The sequence below is a fragment of the Collinsella aerofaciens genome (assembly GCF_028209625.1).
GTDB lineage: Bacteria > Actinomycetota > Coriobacteriia > Coriobacteriales > Coriobacteriaceae > Collinsella > Collinsella aerofaciens_AM.
Window position 1 is genome coordinate 1 of record NZ_JAQLDU010000001.1, and the last position, 25,116, is coordinate 25,116.

The window sequence follows — 25,116 nt, forward strand, 5'->3', positions numbered from 1 at the left end:
GCGGAAACGAGGCGATAGCCAGGTGCCGGGGGCTATTTCCGCGTTGCGCTAGCTGCGGAAACGCGGGGTCCGTTCAGACTGTTGCGTTGAGATTGAAAATCAACCATTTTCGGCAAGCATTCTTGTAGTTATATACGGTTTCTTTGCTACAAAGTACAGCAGCAGGGACCGTTAGGAAATATTGAGTATTGTCACTGACCGCGACTGATTCTAAATAAGTCTTTTTGACAAGACGATCGATAATCGTCTGAACGGCTTCGGGAACGGTATCCCATTCGTAAAACGATGATGCAATTCGAGCAATCTGGCCTGAAGTGAGTCCAGGCCATGACGCGAGCAGCGAGAATGTAAATCTAGCAACATATCCAGCATTCAATACGTCGCTCTGGAGTTTCTTAATGCCGAGTTTTTTCTTGCCAAGAGAAGGCCTTTGAGGCGCTAATGGAGCCGATTCTTTATCAGCGCATCCACCATCTTCTTCAATAGAGGATAAGGCTTCACTCTTCACTTCGGAAACAGGCAAGACAGGGTCGCTCTTTGCCTGATAAACTGCAGCCTGAGGCTCCGGCTGTTTTATGGGATTCGGGTTGTGGGGTTCATAGTAGACACCTGCTATAAGACCGTAGATAATACGCTGCGGAAAGAGGCCGGCAAGTTCTTCAGAAAGTTCGATACCCCTATCATCGGTCATGTCCTCATGATGTAGGGCCTCCATAAAAAGCTGTTTAGGCCTAACTACATTGTTATTTAAACCCGATTCGCCCTGATTTAAAGACAGTGGGTCATTTTTTAGACTATCAAGCAAGTCTGATGCCTCGCTTTGAATGGGAATAAGGTCTCCCATAAAGGCATCCTTGTCAGACTTAACTCTAACAAACCTCTCAAGTAAAGAAATAATTGGTTGTAATGCAGCAATTAATTGTCGGCGTTCATTTTCGTCAATTGTTTCAATATATGAGCAAAAAGCTGCATCAGCATCATTCACACCGTCGGCGTTAGCGCAATGAATGGCAGCACCTTTTGCTTTCTCATATGCTGATCTTAAATCTGAAAGAGAAAGGCTCAGATCATGAATGGCATCTGTATTAGGTGAAATACCATGCTCTATTGAATCAAGGGCGCTACTCAATCGCTTTCTTGCAACATCAGAAAGCGCATTAAATTGCTCAAGAGCGATTTTGGTATCAAACATTGCTACACCCCTAATATAGAGATTGATGAGCTGATTTTAGCACTCGTGTCGTAGCAATAAACTTCTTCTCGATAAACGGTAAATAGTGGCCTTTAAAGACTTTTACAGTTAGACGATCCAACACGAATCAATACAAACAAACAGCCAACAATCGCCCACTAAAGCTCTGCCAAAAACTTTTCAGCGGCCTTTACCGCATCTCTCGATTTTCCCGTATCAACAGCCCATTCAGTTAGGCATTCTTTCTTATCGTTATAAACCTTCTTGTGCAACTCAAGCGCTTTACGCCCCTCGATGCGCGCCTCATCGATCAAGCCAGCATCCTTGAGCTCTCTTGCTTTGTTAGAACTAACATTGGCCAGCTGAAATCTAGCTCTCAAATAAGAGGAATCTCCCGTGGGGAAACCACCGCTTTTAAAGCCTCTATAGGCTTTTTCAAGCATGTTTTCAGCTTCAGGATACTTGCCCATCAACATGTTGGCAACGCCCTTGTTGGTAAGCACGATTAAAGCCTGAAGGCTGTTTGTGCCAAACAGAGTCTTACGCGCTTTGTAGGCCTTGTCGTAATACTTCAAAGCCCTTTTAAGGTACTCTTGCCCTTCGGAAGCGTTGCCCTCTTGTTTAAGCTTGGCACCGTATTGTTGGCATGTTGCTCCGTAGTTGTTAATAAAGCGAGCCTCATCGGCATCTAGTTCCTTGGCTTTTTTATCCTTAAGCGCTCTCACAACTTGATTCTGATAGTAGAAAGCCTTGTCGAAGTCTTTGAATCGTTTCCAGGAAATACCAAGATCATTAAGCGCCGAAAGATAAATGAGCCGTTCATTCGGATAATGCTCCCTTACGTCATTTAAAACTTCAACGGTATCTGCGATGGCTTGTTCATGCCATGTTCTTTCGCCTCTGGTTAACCAAAGTTGAGTTTTAAGAGCCGCAGTCTTGAGTTTTGCTCTCAAGAAATAAATGCTAGGTTCATCTGCAGAGCTTGTAGGAGCGTAAGAACATTGAATTTCTTTATAAAGGTCATATGCCTGCTCAACTTGACCGTTGTGCCATGCCGCCTCGGCATATTGCATGCGAGCATTAAAAGCTGCCTCGGATCCAAGAACGTCCACACCTTCTACAGCAAGAAGTTGCCTTGCCTTGAGCACATGAAGTCTATAAGTATCCTTTGCATAGGCAGTCCTTTTATCGTCTGAGCCCAACTGCCCGAGCAAATCTCCGCACGCCTTGAAAAGCTTCAATACGACAGGGCCCTTAGCAGATCTACGAATGAGATCGGCGACAACCTCATGCATTTCAAAGCTATCTTGCCGCTTCCATACAAAGGAAAGATTTTCAAGTTGAGCAATAGCATTAGGATCAATGAAGGATTCCCCAACTGCCATCATAAATTCGTAGTCCCAGTACTCAATAAAAGCAGCGGTATAGATGGCAGGCTTAAGGGAGGCATCGAGGCCCCGTAAATACACTTCGACGAGATTATCATAATCAACAATGCAAAGAAGGTCGCGCCTTGCCTCCGCGACTGACGATCTATTAATCATGTCAGCAAGCATTATTAAGTATACGGGTATTCCTCTGGCTTTCTCCACAGCCAAGCTACGCAGCTCGGAATCACTGACTCCGCATTTCACCAACAGGTCGTCTGCTTCAGATGAGCTCATGGGCTCAAGCTGAACAGGAAAACGAACCACATTTTTCCATGCAAGTCTGCAGCGCCCAGCGACAATCCAGAGAGACCCCTTTGTCTCCGAGATGGTCTTTGCCCAATCGTATCGACCTATTCGCCATTCACCAGCAACCCAACGCAGCTTCTCAAATGTATCCAAAAAGAAGATAAGCTTCCGTTCATTGCGACCAGTCCACGCTTCGATTTCAGACTTAAGACTAGCCGCCAATGACCTTTTCAAATCACTGGAGGTTTTCTCTTCCGTTAGGCTCTTCCATTCATTACACGCTTTGGCACTTTTAATAGAATCGGCTGCATAAACCCCAATCTCAATGGCAGCATTAAGAATAGAGCCACCAAGGCCTTGGGTAAATTGATCAATAAAGGGAGCAGCAAGACCCGACAACATCGTCGAAATCTCGACTCCCTTTTTTTTTGCTTGCTCAAAATCAGCGCAGAACTCGGCTTTAGCCAATGCAAAATTCGATGCTTTTGCTCTCCATGCGTAGTAATTCATCCTAAAGGTTGGACTTGGCACTCCGTTGCATGCAAGAAGATCCGAGAGCTCTTTTAGAATCTTCTCTTCAGAGGTTATCTCTTCTCCTTCAAAGCTATGCCTGGTAACAACGGTATTGTGGGTAAACCTATGTGTAAAGTCGGAATACAACTCTTCCATGAGGAACGTCTTCCCAAGCCCGCCGGTCCCGTAGATCGAAAAGACCTTGCCAGTCCCGTTTTCCTTCGAAAGCACTTCGGCAGCAACTTCTTGAATATGCGCTCGCGAACTTGAACGACCGCTCATCTCAGACGACGGCTTCAAGGTGTAGTCATTGGCCATGCTTGCTGCATAGCTCTGATCGTCGCCAAGAACAAAGACATCAGTTCCCATTGCAGTACCCCAATCTTATAGTTTCAGAAGTTATCGATAGTCGCTTCCAGTTTCTTTTCGAAGGGATTTCAGAGTTTTATCCTTTCTGGCCTTACGACCATCAGAGTTCCTAAGTGTTCCTGCAGGAAGGTCATGCTTCTTCTCGTAGGTACCAACCGTACAGTCGCTTCTCGTTTTCCTGACTTTTCCAAACATTCCTTTCCTCCTTACATAGGACGTAATATACCAGCAATAAATACAAACAGCGAATGGTCCGAGGTATGCGCGGCTCACATAAAGCGAGTGCTCTATAATTCGCTGTGTGAAAGAATCGAAGCTTTATTAGCAATGAGGGCTATAAGGGGTGGGCGGCCCTTTGCAGAAAGCAAAGGGCCGCCCATTGTACTAATTCCTCAATACAAATCTTTCGTATAGAATTTGTCGGCAACATCTGCAAGATGTTTAGCCGATAATTGGCAATATTTAAAATGGCTATCCATTAGTAATGAGGCTAGAGGCTCTTCCTCCACACCATCTTGTCCACGACGCCGGTGTAGCTCTGGATGATCTTGACCACCTTGGTGGACACGGTCTCGTCGGCGTAGTCGGGGACGGGAGCCTCGGGCAGCGACCCCTCCGCATCGAGCTCGACGGCGGTGCGGACGGCCTGGAGCAGGCCGCGCTCGCTGATGCCGGCCAGCGTGAAGCACGCCTTGTCCAGGGCCTCGGGGCGCTCGGTGGAGGTGCGGATGCACACCGCCGGGAACGGATGCCCGACGCTCGCGAAGAAGCTGGACTCCTCGGGCAGGGTACCGGAGTCAGACACCACGGCGAAGGCGTTCATCTGCAGGCAGTTGTAGTCGTGGAAGCCCATGGGCTCGTGCATGCGGACGCGGGGGTCGAGCTGAAAGCCGGTGGCCTCCAGGCGCTTGCGGGAGCGCGGGTGACAGGAGTACAGGATCGGCATGTCGTACCTCTCGGCCAGCGCGTTAATGGCGGTGAACAGGCTCGTGAAGTTGACCTCGGTGTCGATGTTCTCCTCGCGGTGGGCGGACAGCAGCATGTACTTCTTCGGCTCCAGCCCGAGCTCGGTCAGGACGTCCGACGCCTCGATCTTCTCCAGGTTGGCGCGCAGGACCTCTGCCATGGGCGACCCGGTGACGTAGGTGCGCTCGGGGGCGCAGCCGGTGTCCTTCAGGTAGCGGCGGGCGTGCTCGGAGTAGGCCAGGTTGACGTCGGAGATCACGTCGACGATGCGGCGGTTGGTCTCCTCGGGCAGGCACTCGTCCTTGCAGCGGTTGCCCGCCTCCATGTGGAAGATGGGGATGTGCAGGCGCTTGGCCGCGATGGCGGACAGGCAGCTGTTAGTGTCGCCCAGGATCAGAAGGGCGTCGGGCTGGACCTGGACCATGAGCCTGTAGCTCGCGGCGATGATGTTGCCCACGGTCTCGCCGAGGTCGGCGCCCACGGCGTCCAGGTAGACGTCGGGGTCGGCGAGCTCCAGGTCGCGGAAGAAGATGCCGTTGAGCGTGTAGTCGTAGTTCTGACCGGTGTGCGCCAGCAGGCAGTCGAAGTGGCGGCGGCACTTCTTGATGACCTCGGACAGGCGGATGACCTCGGGGCGGGTGCCCACGATAATGAGCAGCTTCAGGCGGCCGTCGTCCTCGAATGCGATATCGGAATAGTCCTTGCCCATGCGGCTAGACCTCCTCGTAGTAGGTGTCGGGATTCTCGGGGTCGAAGGGCTCGTTGGCCCACATGACCGTCACGAGGTCCTCGGTGTCGGACAGGTTGGTGATGGAGTGCGTGTAGCCGGGGACCATCTCCACGGCGCGCATGTCCGAACCCGAGACGGTGTACTCGTCGACGGGGAACGGGTTTCCATCGGAGTCCTCCCCCACCTTCCTGAGCTTGATGGAGGCGGTGCCGGAGACCACCAGGAACCTCTCCCACTTGCTCATGTGCCAGTGGTTGCCCTTGGTGATACCGGGCCTCGAGACGTTGATGGAGACCTGGCCGCGCTCCGGCGTGCGCAGGAACTCGGTGAACGAGCCGCGCACGTCCACGTTAGGCTTGAGTCCGTAGGCGAAGTGCCCCGGCTCGTAGTAGGACAGGAACGTGCTCCAGAGCTTCTTGGAGAAGGAGCCCTCGGTCAGGTCGGGCACCGAGAGCGTCTCGCGGCTGTCTCGGAAACTGTCCAGCAGGTAGACGATCTCGCCCAGCGTCTTCACGTCGGTTTCTGGGACGTAGCAGAACTGATCTCCCTCGATGCGCTCGAGCCCCTCGTATCCGCAGCGGTGCTCACGCCCCAGCAGGGCGCCCAGCATCTCGTCGACCAGGTCGTCGATGTAGAGGAGCTCGAGCTCCACCGAGGGGTCGTTCACGGTGTAGGGGCGGCCGTTGGCGATGGCGTCGCAGAAGGTCGCCACGGCGGAGTTGTAGCGCGGGCGGCACCACTTGCCGTAGAGGTTGGGGAAGCGGTAGATGAGTACCGGGGCGCCCGTGCGCTCGGAATACTCGCGGAACAGGCCCTCCCCCGCGAGCTTGGACTCGCCGTAGACCGAGCCCCCGAAGCGGCCCGACAGGCTCGCCTGCGCGGAGCTGGAGAGCATGACGGGGCATTTATTCCCGTGGCGCTCCAAGGTGTCCAGCAGCGTGGAGGCGAACCCGAAGTTGCCCTCCATGAACTCCGCCTGGTCCTTGGGGCGGTTGACGCCGGCCAGGTTGAAGACGAAGTCGGCGCGGGAGCAGTAGTCCTCCAGCTCAGCGGGCGTCGAGTCGACGTCGTACTCCATGACCTCGAGGGGCAGCAGGCTCGCATACTTCTCGCGACGGTCCTTGCCGTCCCTTATGTTCTTCAGTGCACAGCAGAGGTTCCTACCCACGAACCCCTTCGATCCAGTGATTAGTACTTTCAAGATTAATTCCATTCCAAAAATCTAGGCAAATTGGTCACTTATTTTGTAGATGAAATAATGACGATACTTCGTCTTTAAATAGGTAACAGGCAATGAAAATACTGCATATCAAAGAAATTGTTGACCACAGCAGTCCATACCAAAACGCAACACAAGAAAGCGCTATCCACAACGAGCACGGTATCACGATTTTATAACAGAGCTTAAAGCCGATTTCTCGGTTTAGTACGAACGCTCTAACTGCAAGATTTACAATAAACCCGAGAAGAACGGCAACATTTACTCCATTTGCGCCTAAAATATTGATAAATAAAGGCGAAAAGCCTACAGCGACTAAACCTGCAATTACCGTTGAAACGGTAATTGTCTTTGTTTTTTTGATAGCATAAAAAACGTTGCCAACAAAGCCAGAGTATCCACTAATTAAAGCAACGACAAGGGCAAGCGGGACTATATCGATTGCATCGCCATAGGAACCCCTGACGAAAAGTGGAAAGGCACACCTGAGCATGGGGAGCAGAAGAGCAAAGGCGGCCGATAAGAAAGTCAGATACGTACGGCATGCACGTGTATAAAAAAGAGAGTCTGCCCCTTTAGAGCTTTCTGAGAATGAAAGGTCTTGCCATGCATATGTAAAACACGTTGTTGCAAGAACTATGACCTGGCCAAATTTATTTCCAACAGAGAACACGCCGCTTGCAGCATTTCCGCTCATATAGTTGAAAACAAGTCGAGAAGCGCTTGATAATAGCCAATAAGAAGCCGTGTTCAAGCATAAGGGCGCAGCAAAACGCAATAGGCTTTTTGTTAGTTCGTTATCCTTTTCTGACGACTTGACTATCTCGCCAATACCAATAGTCCAGCCAAGATAAACACACTGAACTATTGAGCCTATTACATAACTGATATACAGAGCGGAATAGTCAAAATGGAGTAAAAGAATCAGACCAATATTTGTAACTGCAATTACAACACTGCTCAAAATACCAGATAACGTAAACTCAGCGTTCTTTCCATAGCCCCTTGCTACAAAACAAAAAAACGTTGACGTAGATATTGCAACTCCATAACTCATCAACCATACCGGATGACCCAGAGAAAGGGATGAGCACAATACCACTCCAAGTATTACAAATACTACCGTCGCGCATAGTAACAGATATAGACCAGATCGAACAACTGTTGCCTTACTATTTCTGTCTGAGCGATCATACATAAAACGTAAGACGGCAGACCAAAGTTCGAAGTATGCAATCGAACTTACAATTGTGATAAGAGTAAGCGAAATATCGTAAGCACCGTAATCTTCTGTTGGAATTTGAGAAGTGTATAACGGCAACATAATGATGCCGAGTGCTTTTGATAATCCAGAACCAAGCATAAACAGCAATGAGTTCTTAATAAAGCTTTTTTTACTGCCCATTATCTTGTAAATGCCCCTATGCAGTTTTTGATTTTTGACACAAAAGCGTTTTTAATTGCGCCGCATCTGTTTCTAATACACCATACGCGATGCTCATTATCGAAATAAGAACCGCATGTTGCTTCAATACCTTCATTTACGTAACAATCAAAAAAGTTAGCGCGTTTATTAGGGCAGTAGCTATGTCGATAAATTTCGAAGTCGAAATTGTCAACAGGGACCTCAATAGTGTCTTTCTTGATATCCTTCAGAAAGGTTAATCCATTTTCCGTATTTGCAAGAACAAGAGAGGTGCCAAGATCGTCATCAAACGCGGGGTCAATTAGCCAATAATCTGCCAGTGTTATATCTGCTTCATGACGTTTATACAGCTCACACGTATAACATGATTTTCTTAAGGAATAATTGCCCAAAAAGAAGAAGTAATGGCAATTATCGAGGGAAGGTTCTTCTATATTCGATCCATCTGAAAAGTACCAACGCATGTGCTGCTCTCTCCAACCGTGACTTTTCTCGCGAAAGGTCACATCAGTCAAACGGCTCCCCTTTTGACTTTCGACTAGACGAGCGTAATCAGCAAAAAAACCGGGCGAAGGAACACCGTGACAGAAGAAATCAACTGTCAGTAAATTGGAGTACTGTTTTCCAAGATACCGGTTTAGTCCGATAACTTGACAAGGCGTGCCGCAAAACAGGACCTGTTCACCAGAACATAGATGCTGTTTTACACGAGCATAAGTTGGCCACGCCTCACTTTGGACATACTTAGAACGTAGGATTTTCTCCAAGGAATGCGTTTCCGTAGATGCATGTATAACCCTATGGCCCTCCGCATCGAAAACCGCTCCGAACACTGCACCATTTGACTCTAAAACTCGCTTGGCTAGTAGACCCATGATTCCGCCAGATGATCCAGCGGCTCTTTCGTCTTTTCGGGAGGCATATAGCGCTTCGATTTCAATCGGGTTATGTTTGGCACTATCCCGAGACGCCTGACAGACATTGAGACACTTGTGACAGGCAATGCACTGATTATTATCTACGCGGGGGTAAGAAAAGCCTTCCCTATCGGTTGTCATACAAATTGAACCCGTCGGACACGCAGCGGCACATGCTCCACATCCTGTGCATAAGGAGGAAATCCCATCGATGTCCTCGATAGTCACTGACTCATTACCTGCCATCTATTCGCCGATTCCTGAAAGAGCTGAGATCAAATATTTTTCGCTATCGGAACGCCATGCGGCAAGCCTATTATGAGCTTCTGAATAATCAATTTTCATTGCAAGGGCCCGATCCCATTCTGAAGATGAAGCTACGTACCTGCAGCTCATTCCAAGACGATCAAGCAAGCCTTCCATTCTTGAATTCATCGATTTTTTGGAGCCGATAGCATCTCGTGGAAAAACAATACATGGCGTTTTGTATAACGTCGAAAATACCGTGGCATGGAAGGAATCGGTACAGACTAAATCAGCATCGCGAATAATTGCAATAAATTCTGACGGGCCAATATCCCAACGCGTTTTGAAAGAGGAGTCAACGGATGCAGGTATATTAATAATAGGAAGACCAAGCTTATTGGCAGTATCCTTGATTTTTGAATCGAATTCGTTACGCTCTCCAAATTTGTATACCGCTATGTAACGTTCCGGAAGCCAGTCAGGTCGAATTGCAATCTTATCGTAGTCTTTATCGGTAAGAAGCATAGTCGGATCAACGACTACCGGAGCTTTAACTCCAGCATCGGCAAGTAGCTTAGCGCCGGAATCCTCGCGTACGGAAACATAATCAATCCCGGCAACAAACTCTGCAAGATTGTCGTAGCACGCATCGGGAAGAACGGAAACACCAAAGCTTGGAGCATATGCTATCGTGAGACGCTCGCCAACAGCAAATTGCAAGAAATAACCAGGGTCATTGACTCCTCCATGGACTCTTGGGTTCCATACCTGGTCGCTTCCACAAATATAACAATCAAAATCATCGACAGATTTTTTTAATGCTGCAAAATCATAAGTTTCGTTTGATATTACGAGGTGAGCATTCTGAAACATCTGAAAATACCTACTACGGGCTTGACGAACCTTTTTTGTTAAAACAGTTCCGAGCGCCTGCCGGAAGGTGTTCCCTGAAAAGAAAACACCCTTAAAACGAACGACCGGACTCATCTTTTTATTTAACATAGGTTCATTATCCCCATGATAAAGAATATCGCTGGGTTCATGTCCCTCAAGAATTAACCAGCGCTGCAGGGCATATGCCTGCAAAATAGCTCCATAATTGTCATTAAACGACGGAGTTGAAGTTAAGATTCCAATTTTAGCCACTGTCTACTGCACCGCCTCGTGCTCGCGGCCCTCGAGTGCCAGCTGCACGTACTCGGCCGTCTTGATCTTGGCGATGGTGCCCTCCACGTCGAGTCTCTCGGTGTTGTGGGAGGTGTAGGACTCGTCGGCCTGGGTCTCCACCTCGCCGTCCACGACGAACTTGTCGTAGTTCAGGTCGCGCGAGTCGCAGGCCACGCGGTAGTAGCCGCCCATGTCCTCGGACCTCAGTCGCTCCTCGCGGGTCATGAGGGTCTCGAAGAGCTTCTCGCCGTGGCGGGTGCCGATCACCTGGGTGCCCACGCGGCCGAAGACCTCCTGGACGGCCTCGGCGAGGTCGCCGATGGTGGACGCCGGCGCCTTCTGGATGAACAGGTCGCCGGGGTTGGCGTGCTCGAAGGCGAACTGCACCAGGTCCACCGCCTCGTCCAGGTTCATGAGGAAGCGGGTCATGTTGGGGTCGGTGACCGTCAGCGGCTCGCCCTTGCGGATGCGGTCGATGAACAGCGGGATGACGCTGCCGCGCGAGCACATGACGTTGCCGTAGCGGGTGCAGCAGATGGTGGTGCGGCCGGCGCCGTTGCGGGCGTTGGCGTAGATTATGGACTCCATCATGGCCTTGGACTTGCCCATGGCGTTGATGGGGTATGCGGCCTTGTCGGTGGACAGGCACACGACGCGGTCGACGCCCTCCTCAATCGCTGCGTGCAGCACGTTGTCCGTGCCGATGACGTTGGTGCGGACGGCCTCCATGGGGAAGAACTCGCAGGAGGGCACCTGCTTGAGGGCGGCGGCGTGGAAGATGTAGTCCACGCCGTGCATGGCGTCGCGCACGCTCTGGGCGTTGCGGACGTCGCCGATGAAGAAGCGCACCTTGGAGGCGAGCTCGGGCGACCTCTCCTGCAGGCGGTGGCGCATGTCGTCCTGCTTCTTCTCGTCGCGGGAGAAGATGCGGATCTCGGCCAGGTCGGTGTTCATGAAGTGCTTGAGCACGGTGTTGCCGAACGAGCCGGTGCCACCCGTGATCATGAGGGTCTTGTCTTTAAATGCAGTGCTTGATTTCATTATTTATCTCCTAATAACTCGATAAGGTCACAAAACGCCGACGGCGTGTTGTTCCAGAAGTTTTTCTCAAGCTCTTCCACCGTAGGCGGTTCATGAGACATACGGAGGAAGTCGCGAAGCTTTGTCGCCGCCTCAGAGGCATCACTCCTTTCATCCAATAGCAGCACGTCGCCGTAACGCTTCAAGTACGGCATGCTTGGCTCGTCATCTATGGGATAAGTAGCCAATATGGGTTTGCGCAAGGCCATGAGCTCGAACACTTTCGAGGGTGTCATGTTGTCTAGGCGATTTCCGAGGGTGAGTACGAAATCTGCCGAACGCAAAAGCGCCACGGCATCGCCGTGCGAAAGACGCCCCCGAATCTCAATGCGTCGGTCACTCGAAGCTGCCGCATTGAGATCGTCATTGGCTGCATCACCGACGAACACAACTCGCAGCGGTTCCTCCGGCATGCAGGAAAGCACGTTCAGGAAGAAGCGAGGTGAGCGAATCCCCTTGGGAAGAGAACCCGCATAGACGATAGTCTTTACTCCTTTGGGAGTACCAGGATCGTCGGAACAATCGACCATCCTATGAAGGTCGAGCAAGGGGAGATCTAAGAAGCGCATTTTTTCGAACCATGGTTCGTTAACACATCGATCCATATGGAAACAGCGGGCTGACTCCATAGACACGACAACATCGGCATTGTCGAGCAACTCGCGATCCCAACGTTTGCCTCGCTCCTCAAGTTGTTTTGCAGATAAAAAGCGCGGGCCATAACCACCCACAAAGCTGTCCAGGAACCAAGCAATGTAGTGAAGCCGTGGGTTCCGGGATTTGGCCTCATGCGCAGCGATGAGAGCGTCGATTTGAGTGTATGCCCCCACCACGATGTCGGCGCCGACGCAAGCCTCGCAAACTGCCCTGGTCACGCGTCGAGAATAGCCTTTTGACACAAGGGGCCACGTGCCCAAAGAGCGCAGCATTCCGAAACGGTTGGCCGCGACGATAGCAGTATGGGCAGCCGAACGACCGGGATGTCTCGCAAGTGCTACGTCGACCCAGCGGGGATCGATCTCGCGAAACTCTACCCCATCCTGTCGGTCGTGTGATTCAAACTCATGGTTACAAACCCAAACGACCTCGTGCCCGCGTCGCACTAGCTCCGAGACAACGGCCTGTGCACATATCCCGTTGGCGCTCAACCGCTGAAGTGCAGCGATGACAATTTTCATTGCTGCACCTCGGCTTCGCATTCAGCGGCAGCTTTTTCGCTGCGAATGAATCCCTCGAGGAGGATGACCATGAAAGCAAATCTGTAGGAAAAGAGAATTGATTCATATGCCATAACAACGATCAAGACTATGCACAGGGCTCGGGACATACGTCCATTACATTGCTTAAACAAGGATCCAACATAAAAAACAAGGGCGCAGAATCCAATAATTCCAGAATAATTGAGCGTCTGAATCCATGTCGCACAGTAATTTAGGCCGTCGCTGTCAAACCCGGTGGACAGCGCGTTGTAGCTCATATAAGAACCAAGGTTGTTAAGACCAACTCCAACAACCTGATGAAAGGAGTCGAGAAATCCAAAGCATATGAATCCGCGGATAACTCTATTATCCAACGAGCCTCCGGCAGCAAGCCTCTCGCCCGCCGCGGTTATCCAGTCGACATTATGAAACGGAAGGTACAGAACAGCAACGAGAAGCATTAACGATGCAACAAGAAAGTCAAGTTGTGTCTTCTTCTTAAAAACAAGGAAAAAGATCAATACCACGATTGAGGCAAGCAAACCTGAGTTTGCTGAGCTGAGAGCATAAGTGACCACCAGCAAAACAAATCTAGGAAGTGATTTATCCTTCTCCCCTATGGCAAATATAACCAAAGCCGGCAAGGTGAAAAGTGAATAATAGCTGGGTTCGAGGAAGAGCGAGGACGGCCTGAAATACCATTGGTACTTGTCGGTCCAAGTGTCAAAGGTCTTCTCAGGTGAGAAGACTAGGCTGTCAGATATGACAATGGGGAGATAGCCGCCGCTCGCAAGATGGTAAACATACTGGATAACCAGGTATAGCGCGGCAACAGTGACGAGTAGCAGATAAAGGTCTCGAACGGCGTCCCAGGAGAAATGTCTCCGCGCAACCAATATTAAACCTGCGTAAAAAACTAGCCTCGCAACGAGTGTCCAAAACTCGCCGAAAGAAAAGTAATCGAAAGTGAAACCGCCGATGACACTTAACCCAATCGAGACTAGGTAGAAGAAAAATAGGGAACGATCAACCAAAGTGCCAATAATTTTCCCGTCAGCAATAAGAAAACCAAGGATGAAGGGGGCAACTAAAATTTCACCGAGCGAAACCACGTTGCCCACGCCGATATACTGTTGTAAAAAGGGCAAAAGAATAACTAGTACGCTGAAACACTTGTTTGCGAACGAGGCTGTCGTTATCGCGACTGGAGCCTTTATCCGCGAACAGGCAACTGAGTTGATTCCGACCATCTACTACTCCATCCCGAAGAAAGCTCGGATAGCAGCATCGGCCGCGTTGTTATCGGCGCGCACGGAGGCAAGCTCGTCAGCACAGGCCTTGTCAAGTACGGCGCGGTCCAGTCCGCAATAGTATTCGTAAATTGCGTCCGCAAGGCCTTTTGCTTCGTAGTCAACCGCCAAACCAAGGCCTTTGGTTTTCACCTCATCGCCCATAATGGACCCCTGAGTACACACCTGCGGGATGCCGTACTGAACGGCGTCATAATACTTGTTGCTCATGGCCCCAACCATCACGGAGTCATTCTCATAGACGTTGTGCACGATGTCCGTCTCGGCAGCGAAGTAAGCGCGCTCCTCAGCATAATAGGCACCATGGAAGTAAACGTTGTGGAAACCGTGCTCCGCAACATGAGCCTTAAGGCGCTCGGCGACCTCTTCCTCTCGGCCGTTGTAGTGCAGTTCGAAGCGCTCGTCGCCACCCAAGGCATCAATCATGGCAATATTGGCTCGCTCATGACGAATCATGCCCCAGTACCGTACGCGGATGGGCGTGCCCTCCGAGAACTCTTTCGTCCTCGGAGGGCACTCGGAGGCCAGCAGGTTGTGCTTAAGCATCACGCCGGAAGCGTTGTCGAGATACCTGAAGAATGCCGGAGAGCTCGCCAGCACAAGGCCAGCATTCCGTGACAATAGAAGAATGAGCTTCCGATAAAATCCTAAACTCTCATGGCTAACATCGCGGTAGTCGAGGATATACCTGCCGCGAAAGTCCCCCTTCAAGCGATCGAGAATCGTAATACCTGGCGTCGAATGCAGTACCACAATCCGGTCATAGCCCTCGGAGTCAATGACGCCCAAGGCGAACTTTCGAAATCGCGCGAAGTGCGGAAGCTTCTTCTGAATAGGGTCGGCATCCTCCACGTGATCGCCGAACACAAAAGACTTGGAAATACCTTTCGGTACGGGCGCATCGGGGCGCCCGTTGCGGTTCCAACTGACCAAATGAAGCTCATTCGAGCCGCCGAGTAGACGAACGTAGTCGTACATATAGGGCATATGGGCTATACGAACAAAACCAAGTAAGAGTACCTTCATTAGGCTTCACCGCCCCTGCGGATACCCTCGAGCACCTGTTCGATTCTCTTCACACACACAGTGCGCGAAAGGTTTTCACGTGCGTACGCTCTTCCGTGCTCGCATAGGCGCGTCAGGCGCTCAGGGTCACCATGGAGCGTTCGTATGGCCGTGGCCAACTCCTCGGCGTTATCAATCTCAACGCAAACGCCCAAATCCTCGCGCTCTACCATGGCAGCGTAGAGCGAGTCTTTTTCTACAGAGCTCACGATTGCCTTGCCGCAAGCGAGAAGGATGGGCATCTTGGATGGAGTACCCGTGTAGATGACCTCACGACGCAGGGGAATTAAGCACACATCGCCAGTGGAGTACACATCAGGCACCATATCGACGGGTTGCAGTGGGTAGAACGCAACGTTAGTAAGGCCCTCGGCGTCCACAGCGTCCATGAAATCCTTCTTCACGCAGCCGTCACCGATGATTTGCACCACGATGTCGGGCTCGTCACGCAAAAGCTTGGCCACCTCGAACATTGTCTTCCAATTGAACTGCAGTCCAACGCTGCCAGCAAACTGAACGTAGAACTTGTCGTGGGAGATATCGAATTTCTTGACGAAGCGATTCTTCTCCCAGGGTATGTCGTAGTTTCTACGGTCATCAAACCAGGGTGGAACGATATGCAGCCTGGGCCGAGGACAGCCCGCATCGGCGCATGCCTCCACCATGTCCTCGGAGAGCACCACAACCGCCGACGACATACGGTATACAGCCCGAGAGAGCAGGTCCATACCAGCGTAAACCATTTTATTAATGTTCAGGCTCTTTGTCTGACCCGGCCACACGTCGTAGACGTTGTAGAGCACAGGCTTGCGCACAAACAGTTTGAGAAGCACCTCTTGGAAAAACACCGTGGGACAAGACTGGAGAAACACCACATCAAAATCGCGGCGTTTAATCGCATAAGAAATCATTTGGAAGGCGTACTTCGCTTCATCCAGATAACGCACAACGAAGTTGCTCTTGTCAATGACTTTGCGTGACAGCGTGTCCACGGTCAGCCCATCGCGTCCTACGAGCGTCCCCGGAAGCACATCATAGGTGTGCTTCCGTTCGCTCTGAATAAGGTGAACGCGGTTACCCAATTTTAAAAAACCGTCAATGAGCTGCTCTGCCATCTGGTTATTGGGACTCGCGGTGTCGAAGCCATCCATGGTGATATATAAAATATTCATTTACTTCCCCATTTTATTTTTACCGAACATGGCACCAAAGGTGCCGGTAAAGCATTTCCAGTCCATGCGGAAACAGCGATTGCGCACGTAGCGGAGTTCAATCTTCTGTCGCAAACCGCTCTCGAACGTCGCGGCATTGCGGTCAGTCGCCTGCCACAGGCCCGTAATACCGGGCTGGACAGAGAGCAGCTCAGCCTTTTCCTCATCGGAAAAGTGCTGTTCAAGTTCGTCTCTTGTTATGGGACGCGGACCGATGACGGAAAGGTCGCCGTTCAGCACGTTCAGGAACTGCGGCATCTCATCAATGGAGCACTTGCGGATGAACTGCCCGACTTTGGTAATACGGGGATCATCGTCGACCTTGCGCTCGACTTCCCACTGATGCAGCTGCTCAGGACTCAGATACTTCTGGACGTTGCCGGCATCCGCAACCATGCTGCGAAGCTTAAGGATCTTGATGGTCTTACCGCCCTTGCCAACACGCTCCTGCGAGTAAACAGGGCTGCCAGAGGACTCAAGACAGATGAACGCACACACGACCACAATGGGAATGAAGAGCACAACACTCACGCAAAGGCTAAATACAAAATCGAAAAGTCGCTTAACAAATCGATAAGCCAATGTACCGCTCGGCTTAATTACTAAAGTAGCTGGCTTAGCTCCAACAGCTGCGGCACCGCTATATTCCGTTTTATCTATCACAATTTCCTTCAAACCTACGTCCCCGCCCCCGGGGATCCTCCCTGTCCCGTTAAGCAGTCGCCAGCAGCTAGGCAATCGCCTTTTTAAGGTTTCGCATGACGCGCTGCTCGTTTGAAAGCACCGCGAGGCCAACGCGCGTAGTTACGCGTCGGCCACACAGGTCGAGCTCCAAATAGGCAGTGCTCTTGCGTCTGTTAATGGTTTTGATAAGGCCCTCGTGGCCCAGCAGCGGACCTGCCGTCACTACGACTTGGTCGCCGTCTTTTAAGGCCTCGCTCATGGGCACTACGCGGTCTCCCCTATGCGTAAAGCCGCCAATAAGCTGAACCTCTTCTTTTGCCAGCGGCACAAACTGACCGTCCTGGGAAAGCACCCGGGCAAAGTCGTCCATGCGCAGCAGATACTGTTGCACGGTGCGGGGATCTGCCGTATCGCAGATAAGATAACCGGGAAAGAGCGGCTTGGTCGTATTGACCCATTCGCCGTGAACTTTAATCTCGGTTTGAAATTGGGGATAAAAGAGCTCCTGCATGGCGACAGCCGGCACCATGCGCTCAATGCGCTCGCGCATTACGTCTTCGCGACCGTTAATGACCTGAATTACATACCACACGAGCTCCACCCCCTTGCTGTCTTACGTATGGCTCACGTGATTTGGATATGGCTTCGCCAGGGCGCTTGTGCGCGAAGGCGCTCCATATTCAAACCCTGAGCCCAGTCAGACAAGCACGTGGCTCTGCCCCACCGTGAACGGTATGTATAAGCGCAGTTGCTAGAAACGCGGACGTGTATCGCAAAATGACCGCATCCCCAGCTGGCTGCGTGCGAACCAGTCAAGCGGGAACAAAACTGGACCGCACGCAAACAGCTGAAGGCTGCTGTGGTTCGCCGTAACAACTCGTTGCACTGATTCAAGCGAACTTATAAATATCCGCAAAAGCAAGTGAAAAAAGTGCATGGCAATCGATATTGGAGCTCTTGGTTTTTCTAACACCGCCGTTACGGCCGGATGCTGATCGACCCCGTGCTATGTGGCCTGTTAGAGCCGTGAGCACAGCTGAACTCATGTAACATTAGGTATCCTAGCACAAGCTGATAGTGAAACTGATTTGGGTTGTGTCGGACAACATATGCGACAAATCCGTGCTTGGGGGGGTTGTTTGCCTAAGTTGTTCACGTTGACGCAGGTTAATGGGGTGCTGCAACGGGCGCCCGAGTAAATGCAGGCAAACCTCGGCTTTAATACGCAAAAGGATTTGCGTGGTGCTTACGAATAATGTACAAAACTGGGAAATTAATTGCACAACATTTTGCGGGCGTGTGGGCATGGGCGTTGCATTGTGAAGATGCTCATCGCACACTAGGCACGCCCGGCTACAGATTAAACGCATTTTGAGGCGGCTTGTTTGACAACTATAGGGGTGTAGTTGTCGCAAAATTTGCGACAACTACTGCAGACGGCAAACTTGAACAGGAAAGCAATTTACAAATTTTGCAAAAATGCAGTTCAGGCCGTTAAAAATCATATTCAAAAAAAGGCCACTCAATTGAGTGGCCTTACATTCACGATGGTGGAGACGAGGAGGATCGAACCCCTGACCTCTTGACTGCCAGTCAAGCGCTCTCCCAGCTGAGCTACGCCCCCGTGACGAGGAGATACTATAGGGGAAGTTGACGCGGCGTGCAAGGACTTTTTTGGGTCAGACTCTAAATGTCTCTTGATATAGGTAAGCAATGGCGGTGCCGGTGTGGACTTGGATCGTGGCTGTTGACCTGACGACGTTGCTGATGCCTGTGTCCGCCAACAGGTCCAGGGGGCTGTGGTCTAGCTCCCACTCTAGGCCGTGTTCGCTTACCTCGGTGTTGGGGGCAATGCCGATGATGGAGAACGTCTTGCTCTCGGCGCCCTCAATGGTCCAGGATTCGCCTTCGTGCAGAATGCGAGCTGTGGTCGCGTCCTCGGCAATCCAGACGGGGGCGTCTTTGTAGTTGGCTAGTAAGCCTAGGACGCTTAGGGCCATATCCGGGCGGCCGCCCGTAGCGCAAGTCGCAACCACTTCGGCACCCTGCCAGCGGCGACGGACGGCATCGAGCGCCAGCGCCAGATCGGTATAGTCCTTGTAAGGGTCGTGGCGTTCTACCTCAAAGGCTTCGGCGGCATCGACCAACGTACGGCCCGCGTCGCTCACCGTGTCGGCATCTCCTACATATACATCGCAGCCAAGCCCCGCGCCCAGCAGTGCATCGAGTCCGCGGTCTACCGCGACAACGTGGTCGCACTCCCCCGCCAGGTGGCACAGCAACTCGGGGCTCGCCACCTCCGGCGAGCCGCAGACCACTAATACCTTGCAAGCCACAGCCCTCGCCTAGCCCTCAAACTCAAGAACGCGGGCCAGGTCTAGGTCCACGTAGCTGTCGATAAAGATATCGCAGTTGCCACGCACTTCGTCGCGCTTCATGCGGCCGTGCGGGTCATAGATGCCCACGCGCTTAAAGCCAGCGACCCCAGAGCTCTTTAGGCCAAAAACGGCGTCCTCAAACACCCAGGCGCGCTCAAACCTGCACCCATGACGCTCCTCCAGGCGGCGCAGCGCCAACTCGTACACATCGGGGAACTGCTTGGAGCGCCCCGCCTCGCCCGTCGTGGTAACAAGCTCCATGTATGCGTCGAGTCCGGCACCAGCGAGCGCGGACTGCACCAGCTCGGCCGGCGTGGACGTGGCGACGCACATGGCAAAGCCGGCCGCCTTTGCCTGCTCCAAAAATGCCAAGAGCCCCTCGCGCGGCGGCACCTTGGAGTACCCATCGATCAAGATGTCGCTCAACTCGCGATAGAGCTCCTCGCCATTCGTGCCAATGCCCCACGTGTCGTGGTATGCCTGGCACTCATCCTCGAGCGACAAATGCTCAAACTGGGCAAAATCGTCGACTGTTACGTCAACTCCGTGGCGGCGCAATAACTCGGGCTGGGCATAGGCCCAAACGGGGGTGCTATTAACCAGTGTTCCGTCGCAATCGAAAATAAAAGCGACATTGGGAGCAGCGGTCTGGGACATAAACGAACCTTTCGATGTCAAATGGTAAACATCCTGTTAAAAACGTTTTACCAAACGTCAGACTAACAATCTTGAAACCCTAATTGGTAAAACTGTCAAGAGTTTTACCATCGCAATTCTGCTAGTGGTCTAAACATGGCGCTCGCCGATTAAACACCGCCGCAAATCCACTTTTCTCCATAAAAGTAACGAACAGGTGTTATCGTATTTCGTGCCGAAAGTTCCACCGAGCACGCGAGGTGGAACGAATCATAGAACTATCGCCGTCCCTTCGATTCGTGCAGCCTTGGACCTTTCGCATCTAGTCACCAAGGCAACACGCTGCCGCGTCATGATGGGATCAAACGTGAGCGATACAAAGCTAAAGCCAACGGCTAAAAAGCCCGCAACCCGTAAAGCCGCCCCGCACGCACCGGAGCTCACCAAGGACGATGTCTATCTATTTGGCATCGGCACGTGGGAGCGCAGCTGGGAAAAGATGGGCGCGCACCCCGACACGCAGAACCGTACGCGCGGCTGGCGCTTTTGCGTTTGGGCGCCCGATGTAAAGAGCGTGCATGTCATTGGCGAATTTAACGACTGGGATGAAGAAGCCAACCCTCTGGTGCCCGTGCATACGAGCGCTATTTGGGAAGGCTTTATTCCTGGCGCCGAGCAGGGCCAGCTCTATAAGTACCTCATCGAAACCAACGAGGGCGAAAAGCTCTACAAGGCCGATCCATACGCCTTTAAGGCTGAGTGCCCTCCGGGTACCGCCAGCGTGCTGTGGACCCTCGATGGCTATAAGTGGAACGACGCCGCGTGGCTCAAGCGGCGCGCCGGCCACAACCACATGTCGCAGCCGCTGAACATCTACGAGGTGCATATTGGCTCGTGGAAGCGCCACGGCGACGCGCCGCAGGGCGAGCCGGACGAGTACGGCAACTATCCCGGCCCCATGGATCCCTTCCCCGCGCAGCGCGGCGAGTTTTACACCTACGACGACCTGTCGGTGGAGCTCGTGGACTACGTGCACGACATGGGCTACACGCATATCGAGGTCATGCCGCTTATGGAGCATCCCTTCGATGGCTCCTGGGGCTACCAGACGACCGGTTACTACGCCGCCACGTCACGCTACGGCAACCCGCAGCAGCTCATGCACTTTATCGATGCATGCCATGAGGCAGGCATCGGCGTGATCATGGACTGGGTACCCGGCGGTTTTTGCGCCGACTCCCACGGCCTTGCCACCTTTAACGGCCACATGCTGTTTGAGCACGAGATTCACCCCAACTGGGGAACGCACAAGTTCGATTTCGCCCGCGGCGAGGTCCGCTCCTTCCTGGTCTCCAACGTGCTGTACTGGCTCGAAAACTTCCACGTGGACGGCATCCGCATGGACGGTGTGTCCAGCATGCTGTACCTCAACTTTGGCATTGACGATCCCGGCCAAAAGAAGTTCAACAAGTACGGTACCGAGGAGGACCTGGACGCCAGCGCGTTTATCCGCCAGGTCAACTGCGCCGTAGAGGCGCACTACCCCGACGTGATGATGATGGCCGAGGAGTCCACCGCGTGGCCGCTCGTGACCTATCCGCCGCAGGACGGCGGCCTGGGCTTCCACTACAAGTGGGACATGGGCTGGATGAATGACACCCTGCACTATATGCAAACCGATTTTCCGTGGCGCCCCGGCAACCACGGGCTGCTCACGTTCTCCATTATGTACGCCTTTACCGAGAACTTTATCTGCCCGCTAAGCCACGACGAGGTCGTGCACGGCAAGTGCTCGCTCATTGGCCGCATGCCGGGCGACTGGTGGCGCCAGTTTGCCGGCCTGCGCACGCTGGCCTTCTACCAGATGACGCACCCAGGTGCCAAGCTCAACTTTATGGGCAACGAGATCGGCCAGTTTATCGAGTGGCGCTACTACGAGTCCATCCAGTGGTTCCTGACCGAGGAGTACGAGACTCACCGTCATCATCAGGCGTTTATCAAGGCACTCAACCACCTGTACACCGCCGAGCCCGCCCTGTACGAGCGCGGCTACACCGACGACGGCTTTACCTGGATCGATGCGGACAACTCCAAGCAGTCCATCGTGAGCTTTGTGCGCCAGGGCGAGGACATCGACGACGACCTGGTGATTCTGATCAACTTTGATCCGGCGAGCTACGAGAGCTTCCGTGTGGGCGTGCCGCGCGAGGGCGACTGGGAGGTCATCTTTGACTCCGACCGTCCCGAGTTTGGCGGCAGCGGCTATGCCGGCGAGGAGCCCTACACCTGCTCGAGCGAGCCCTATCCCTGGAACGGGCAGATGGACTCCATCGAGATTAAGGTGCCCGGACTGGCAGGCGTGGTGCTGAAGCGCCGCGGTCCCAGCAGCTATAAGCCGCCGGTGGTTGAGGAGCCCAAGGCTGCGTCTAAGAAGCGCACGTCCTCGGTAAAGCCTAAGCCTGCGGCCGCCAAGAAGGCTCCGGCTAAGGCGAAGGCCAAGGCAACCAAGCCCGCCACGGCCAAAAAGACAACCACCAAAAAGGCCGCTACCAAGGCCAAGTCTGCTTCTGTTAAGCCGTCTGCCAAGGATGCGTAACAAAACCGTTACAGCTGTAATTACCCGCCCCGACGAGGCGTAGGATACAAGTCATAACCGTTCCGGGAGAAACATCCCCGGGGGAAAGGAACGTATGAATAAGATCTTCGACAACAAGCAGGAGTTTACCGAGCTCTATCGCGATGCCGTCATGAGCATCAGCGGCAAGAGCGTCGGGGCCGCGAGCGACCTGGACCGCTTCAACGCCCTGGCCAAGCTCGTGGCCGAGAAGGCGCGCACCGTTGCCACCAAGAGCGACGCCCGTGTGACCGCCGAGGGCAAGAAGCGCGTGTACTACTTCTCGATCGAGTTTTTGATCGGCCGACTGCTCGACAACTACTTGCTCAACTTTGGCGTGCGCGACATGGTCGCCGAGGCGCTCGACGACATGGGCTTCGATCTGTCCGTCATCGAGAACCAGGAGCCCGATCCGGCTCTGGGCAACGGTGGCCTGGGCCGTCTGGCCGCATGCTTCCTGGATTCGATGGCAGCCGAGGGCATTGCCGGCTACGGCAACGGCATGCGCTACCGCTACGGCCTGTTTAAGCAGGAGATCGTCAACGGCAGCCAGGTCGAGGCCACCGACGAGTGGCTTACCCACGGCTATCCCTGGGAGGTCCGTCGTCAGGATAAGGCTGTGACCATCAAGTTTGGCGGCCGCGTCGAAGGCTTTGAGGAGGATGGCCGCACGTTTTACCGCACGGTGGACACGCAGGATATCCTGGCCGTCCCTTATGACATCCCCGTCGTGGGCTATGCCGGCGAGACCGTCAACAAGCTGCGCGTCTGGGCTGCCGAGCCGGTCGAGGAGCACTTCGATCTGGAGGCCTTCAACCGCGGCGACTACGCCCTGGCAGACGCCGAGCGCGCCGAGGCCGAGGCCATCAGCGCCATCCTCTACCCCAACGACGCCGGCGAGCACGGCCGTCTGCTACGCCTGAAGCAGGAGTACCTGTTTGTCTCGGCCGGCATCTACAGCCTGCTCGACACCTTTGAGAAGGAGCACGGCGCGAACTGGGAGCTGCTGCCGCAGTTTGTGGCCATCCACACCAACGATACCCACCCCGCCATGTGCGGCCCCGAGCTCATGCGTATCCTCATCGACGAGAAGAAGCTCGAGTGGGACGACGCCTGGAACATCGTGACGCAGGTCGTGAGCTACAGCAACCACACCATCCTGCCCGAGGCTCTGGAGAAGTGGCCCATCGGTACGTTCTCCAAGCTCCTCCCCCGCGTGTACCAGATCATCGACGAGATCAGCCGTCGTTGGCACGAGTCGTTCGATACCACGCAGGAGGGCTGGCAGGAGCGTCTGCGCCAGACCGCCATTCTGTGGGACGGCGAGATTCGCATGGCCAACCTGTCCGTGATCTGCAGCCATAGCGTCAACGGCGTGGCAAAGATCCACTCCGACATCATCAAGAACATCGTGCTCAAGGACTTCTATGCCTTAACGCCCGAGAAGTTCAACAACAAGACCAACGGCATCTCGCACCGTCGCTTCTTTGCCGAGGCCAACCCTACCTACGCCAAGCTCGTGACCGAGGCCATTGGCGATGGCTGGCTCAAGGACGCCTTTGAGCTGGAGAAGCTCAAGGAGTTCCAGAACGACACCGAGTTCCTGAAGGCCGTTGGTGCCTCCAAGCGCGCCAACAAGGAGCGTCTGGCCGCCTACGTCAAGGCCGAGACCGGTCTGGTTATTGACCCCAACACCGTCTTCGATGTCCAGGTAAAGCGCTTCCATGCCTACAAGCGCCAGCTCATGAACATCATGAAGGTGATGGACATTTACAACCGTCGCATCGCTGATCCCAACTTCCACGTGACGCCGACGACCTTCATCTTTAGCGGCAAGGCCGCCTCGAGCTACACCTTCGCCAAGGAGACCATCCGCCTCATTAACTCCGTGGCTGACGTCATCAACAACGACCCGCGCGTCAACGAGGTCATGAAGGTCTGCTTTATCCCCAACTTCCGCGTGAGCAACGCCCAACTCATCTACCCCGCCGCCGAGATCTCGGAGCAGATCTCCACGGCCGGTAAGGAGGCCTCGGGCACGTCCAACATGAAGCTCATGATGAACGGCGCCATTACGCTGGGTACCCTCGACGGCGCAAACATCGAGATCGCCGACCTGGCCGGCCGCGAAAACGAGGCCATCTTTGGCCTGACCGCCCCCGAGGTCGAGAAGCTCTGGGCATCCAACAGCTACTTTGCGTGGGATACCCTCAACGGCGACCGCGAGCGTCTGGGCCGCGTGATGGACGAGCTCAAGGACAACACGTTTGCGGGTCTTTCGGGCAACTTCGAGAGCATCTACAACGAGCTCATGAACAAAAACGACCCCGACCTAGTCATGGCTGACTTCCGTAGCTACGTGGATGCATGGGAGAACCTCACGGGCAGCTACGGCGACCAGGAGACCTGGAACCGCAAGGCCCTGCTCAACACCGCCTCGAGTGGCTGGTTCTCGAGCGACCGCACCATTCGCGAGTACCGCGACGAGATCTGGCACGCGTAAAGGCGCGCGAGCCCC

18 protein-coding genes and 1 tRNA gene are annotated in these 25,116 nt (G+C 53.3%); 2 read left to right on the forward strand and 17 right to left on the reverse strand.

Translation table 11 applies throughout. The features are described from left to right. Positions 1–73: 73 nt before the first annotated feature. The 17 genes from PMW70_RS00005 to PMW70_RS00085 all read right to left on the reverse strand — a co-directional run bounded on the left by PMW70_RS00005 (position 74) and on the right by PMW70_RS00085 (position 20,005). The gene (locus tag PMW70_RS00005; RefSeq protein ID WP_271743486.1) at positions 74–1,192 is read right to left on the reverse strand and encodes a hypothetical protein; all 1,119 of its coding nucleotides are present in this window, start codon (positions 1,190–1,192) and stop codon (positions 74–76) included. Between the two features lie 158 nt (positions 1,193–1,350). Further along, the gene (locus tag PMW70_RS00010) at positions 1,351–3,750 is read right to left on the reverse strand and encodes a tetratricopeptide repeat protein (RefSeq protein WP_271743487.1); all 2,400 of its coding nucleotides are present in this window, start codon (positions 3,748–3,750) and stop codon (positions 1,351–1,353) included. A gap of 490 nt (positions 3,751–4,240) precedes the next feature. Then, entirely contained in the window at positions 4,241–5,425 is a 1,185-nt protein-coding gene (gene wecB / locus PMW70_RS00015) for a non-hydrolyzing UDP-N-acetylglucosamine 2-epimerase (RefSeq protein WP_117767102.1), read from the reverse strand. Between the two features lie 4 nt (positions 5,426–5,429). After that, the gene (locus PMW70_RS00020; protein ID WP_271743488.1) at positions 5,430–6,659 is read right to left on the reverse strand and encodes a polysaccharide biosynthesis C-terminal domain-containing protein; all 1,230 of its coding nucleotides are present in this window, start codon (positions 6,657–6,659) and stop codon (positions 5,430–5,432) included. A 22-nt stretch (positions 6,660–6,681) separates the two neighbouring features. After that, positions 6,682–8,070, reverse strand: coding sequence for a lipopolysaccharide biosynthesis protein (locus PMW70_RS00025; protein WP_117767106.1), 1,389 nt, complete (start codon positions 8,068–8,070; stop codon positions 6,682–6,684). Continuing rightward, on the reverse strand, positions 8,070–9,254 hold the full coding sequence (locus PMW70_RS00030; RefSeq protein WP_271743489.1) for a Coenzyme F420 hydrogenase/dehydrogenase, beta subunit C-terminal domain: 1,185 nt from the start codon (positions 9,252–9,254) through the stop codon (positions 8,070–8,072). Before PMW70_RS00030 ends, PMW70_RS00025 begins: the two co-directional genes overlap by 1 nt. Further along, positions 9,255–10,400, reverse strand: coding sequence for a polysaccharide pyruvyl transferase family protein (locus PMW70_RS00035; RefSeq protein ID WP_271743490.1), 1,146 nt, complete (start codon positions 10,398–10,400; stop codon positions 9,255–9,257). Positions 10,401–10,403: 3 nt separating this feature from the next. Then, positions 10,404–11,462, reverse strand: a complete 1,059-nt coding sequence (locus tag PMW70_RS00040; protein ID WP_117767112.1) for a polysaccharide biosynthesis protein — start codon at positions 11,460–11,462, stop codon at positions 10,404–10,406. Beyond that, positions 11,462–12,679: a glycosyltransferase gene (locus PMW70_RS00045; RefSeq protein WP_158567054.1), complete on the reverse strand. Its 1,218-nt coding sequence runs from the start codon at positions 12,677–12,679 to the stop codon at positions 11,462–11,464. The genes PMW70_RS00040 and PMW70_RS00045 overlap by 1 nt, the downstream gene beginning before the upstream one ends. Next, positions 12,676–13,950: a hypothetical protein gene (locus PMW70_RS00050; protein ID WP_271743491.1), complete on the reverse strand. Its 1,275-nt coding sequence runs from the start codon at positions 13,948–13,950 to the stop codon at positions 12,676–12,678. The genes PMW70_RS00045 and PMW70_RS00050 overlap by 4 nt, the downstream gene beginning before the upstream one ends. Before the next feature lie 3 nt (positions 13,951–13,953). Beyond that, positions 13,954–15,036: a glycosyltransferase family protein gene (locus PMW70_RS00055; RefSeq protein WP_117767118.1), complete on the reverse strand. Its 1,083-nt coding sequence runs from the start codon at positions 15,034–15,036 to the stop codon at positions 13,954–13,956. Further along, positions 15,036–16,247 carry a glycosyltransferase family 4 protein gene (locus PMW70_RS00060; protein WP_271743492.1) on the reverse strand — a complete coding sequence of 404 codons (1,212 nt, stop codon included), beginning with the start codon at positions 16,245–16,247 and terminating at the stop codon, positions 15,036–15,038. Before PMW70_RS00060 ends, PMW70_RS00055 begins: the two co-directional genes overlap by 1 nt. Continuing rightward, entirely contained in the window at positions 16,248–16,868 is a 621-nt protein-coding gene (locus PMW70_RS00065; RefSeq protein ID WP_271743493.1) for a sugar transferase, read from the reverse strand. 148 nt (positions 16,869–17,016) lie between these two features. Next, positions 17,017–17,562 carry an antiterminator LoaP gene (gene loaP / locus PMW70_RS00070; protein ID WP_271743494.1) on the reverse strand — a complete coding sequence of 182 codons (546 nt, stop codon included), beginning with the start codon at positions 17,560–17,562 and terminating at the stop codon, positions 17,017–17,019. A 956-nt stretch (positions 17,563–18,518) separates the two neighbouring features. Then, a tRNA-Ala gene (locus tag PMW70_RS00075) sits at positions 18,519–18,594 on the reverse strand. Positions 18,595–18,649: 55 nt separating this feature from the next. Then, complete coding sequence (locus PMW70_RS00080) at positions 18,650–19,306, reverse strand: thiamine diphosphokinase (RefSeq protein ID WP_271743495.1); 657 nt, start codon at positions 19,304–19,306, stop codon at positions 18,650–18,652. A 9-nt stretch (positions 19,307–19,315) separates the two neighbouring features. Next, positions 19,316–20,005, reverse strand: a complete 690-nt coding sequence (locus tag PMW70_RS00085; RefSeq protein ID WP_271743496.1) for an HAD family hydrolase — start codon at positions 20,003–20,005, stop codon at positions 19,316–19,318. Positions 20,006–20,336: 331 nt separating this feature from the next. Between PMW70_RS00085 and glgB the strand changes: the two genes are divergently transcribed. After that, the gene (gene glgB, locus PMW70_RS00090) at positions 20,337–22,580 is read left to right on the forward strand and encodes a 1,4-alpha-glucan branching protein GlgB (RefSeq protein WP_271743497.1); all 2,244 of its coding nucleotides are present in this window, start codon (positions 20,337–20,339) and stop codon (positions 22,578–22,580) included. Positions 22,581–22,674: 94 nt separating this feature from the next. After that, positions 22,675–25,101, forward strand: a complete 2,427-nt coding sequence (locus tag PMW70_RS00095; RefSeq protein ID WP_271743498.1) for a glycogen/starch/alpha-glucan phosphorylase — start codon at positions 22,675–22,677, stop codon at positions 25,099–25,101. Positions 25,102–25,116 lie beyond the last annotated feature (15 nt).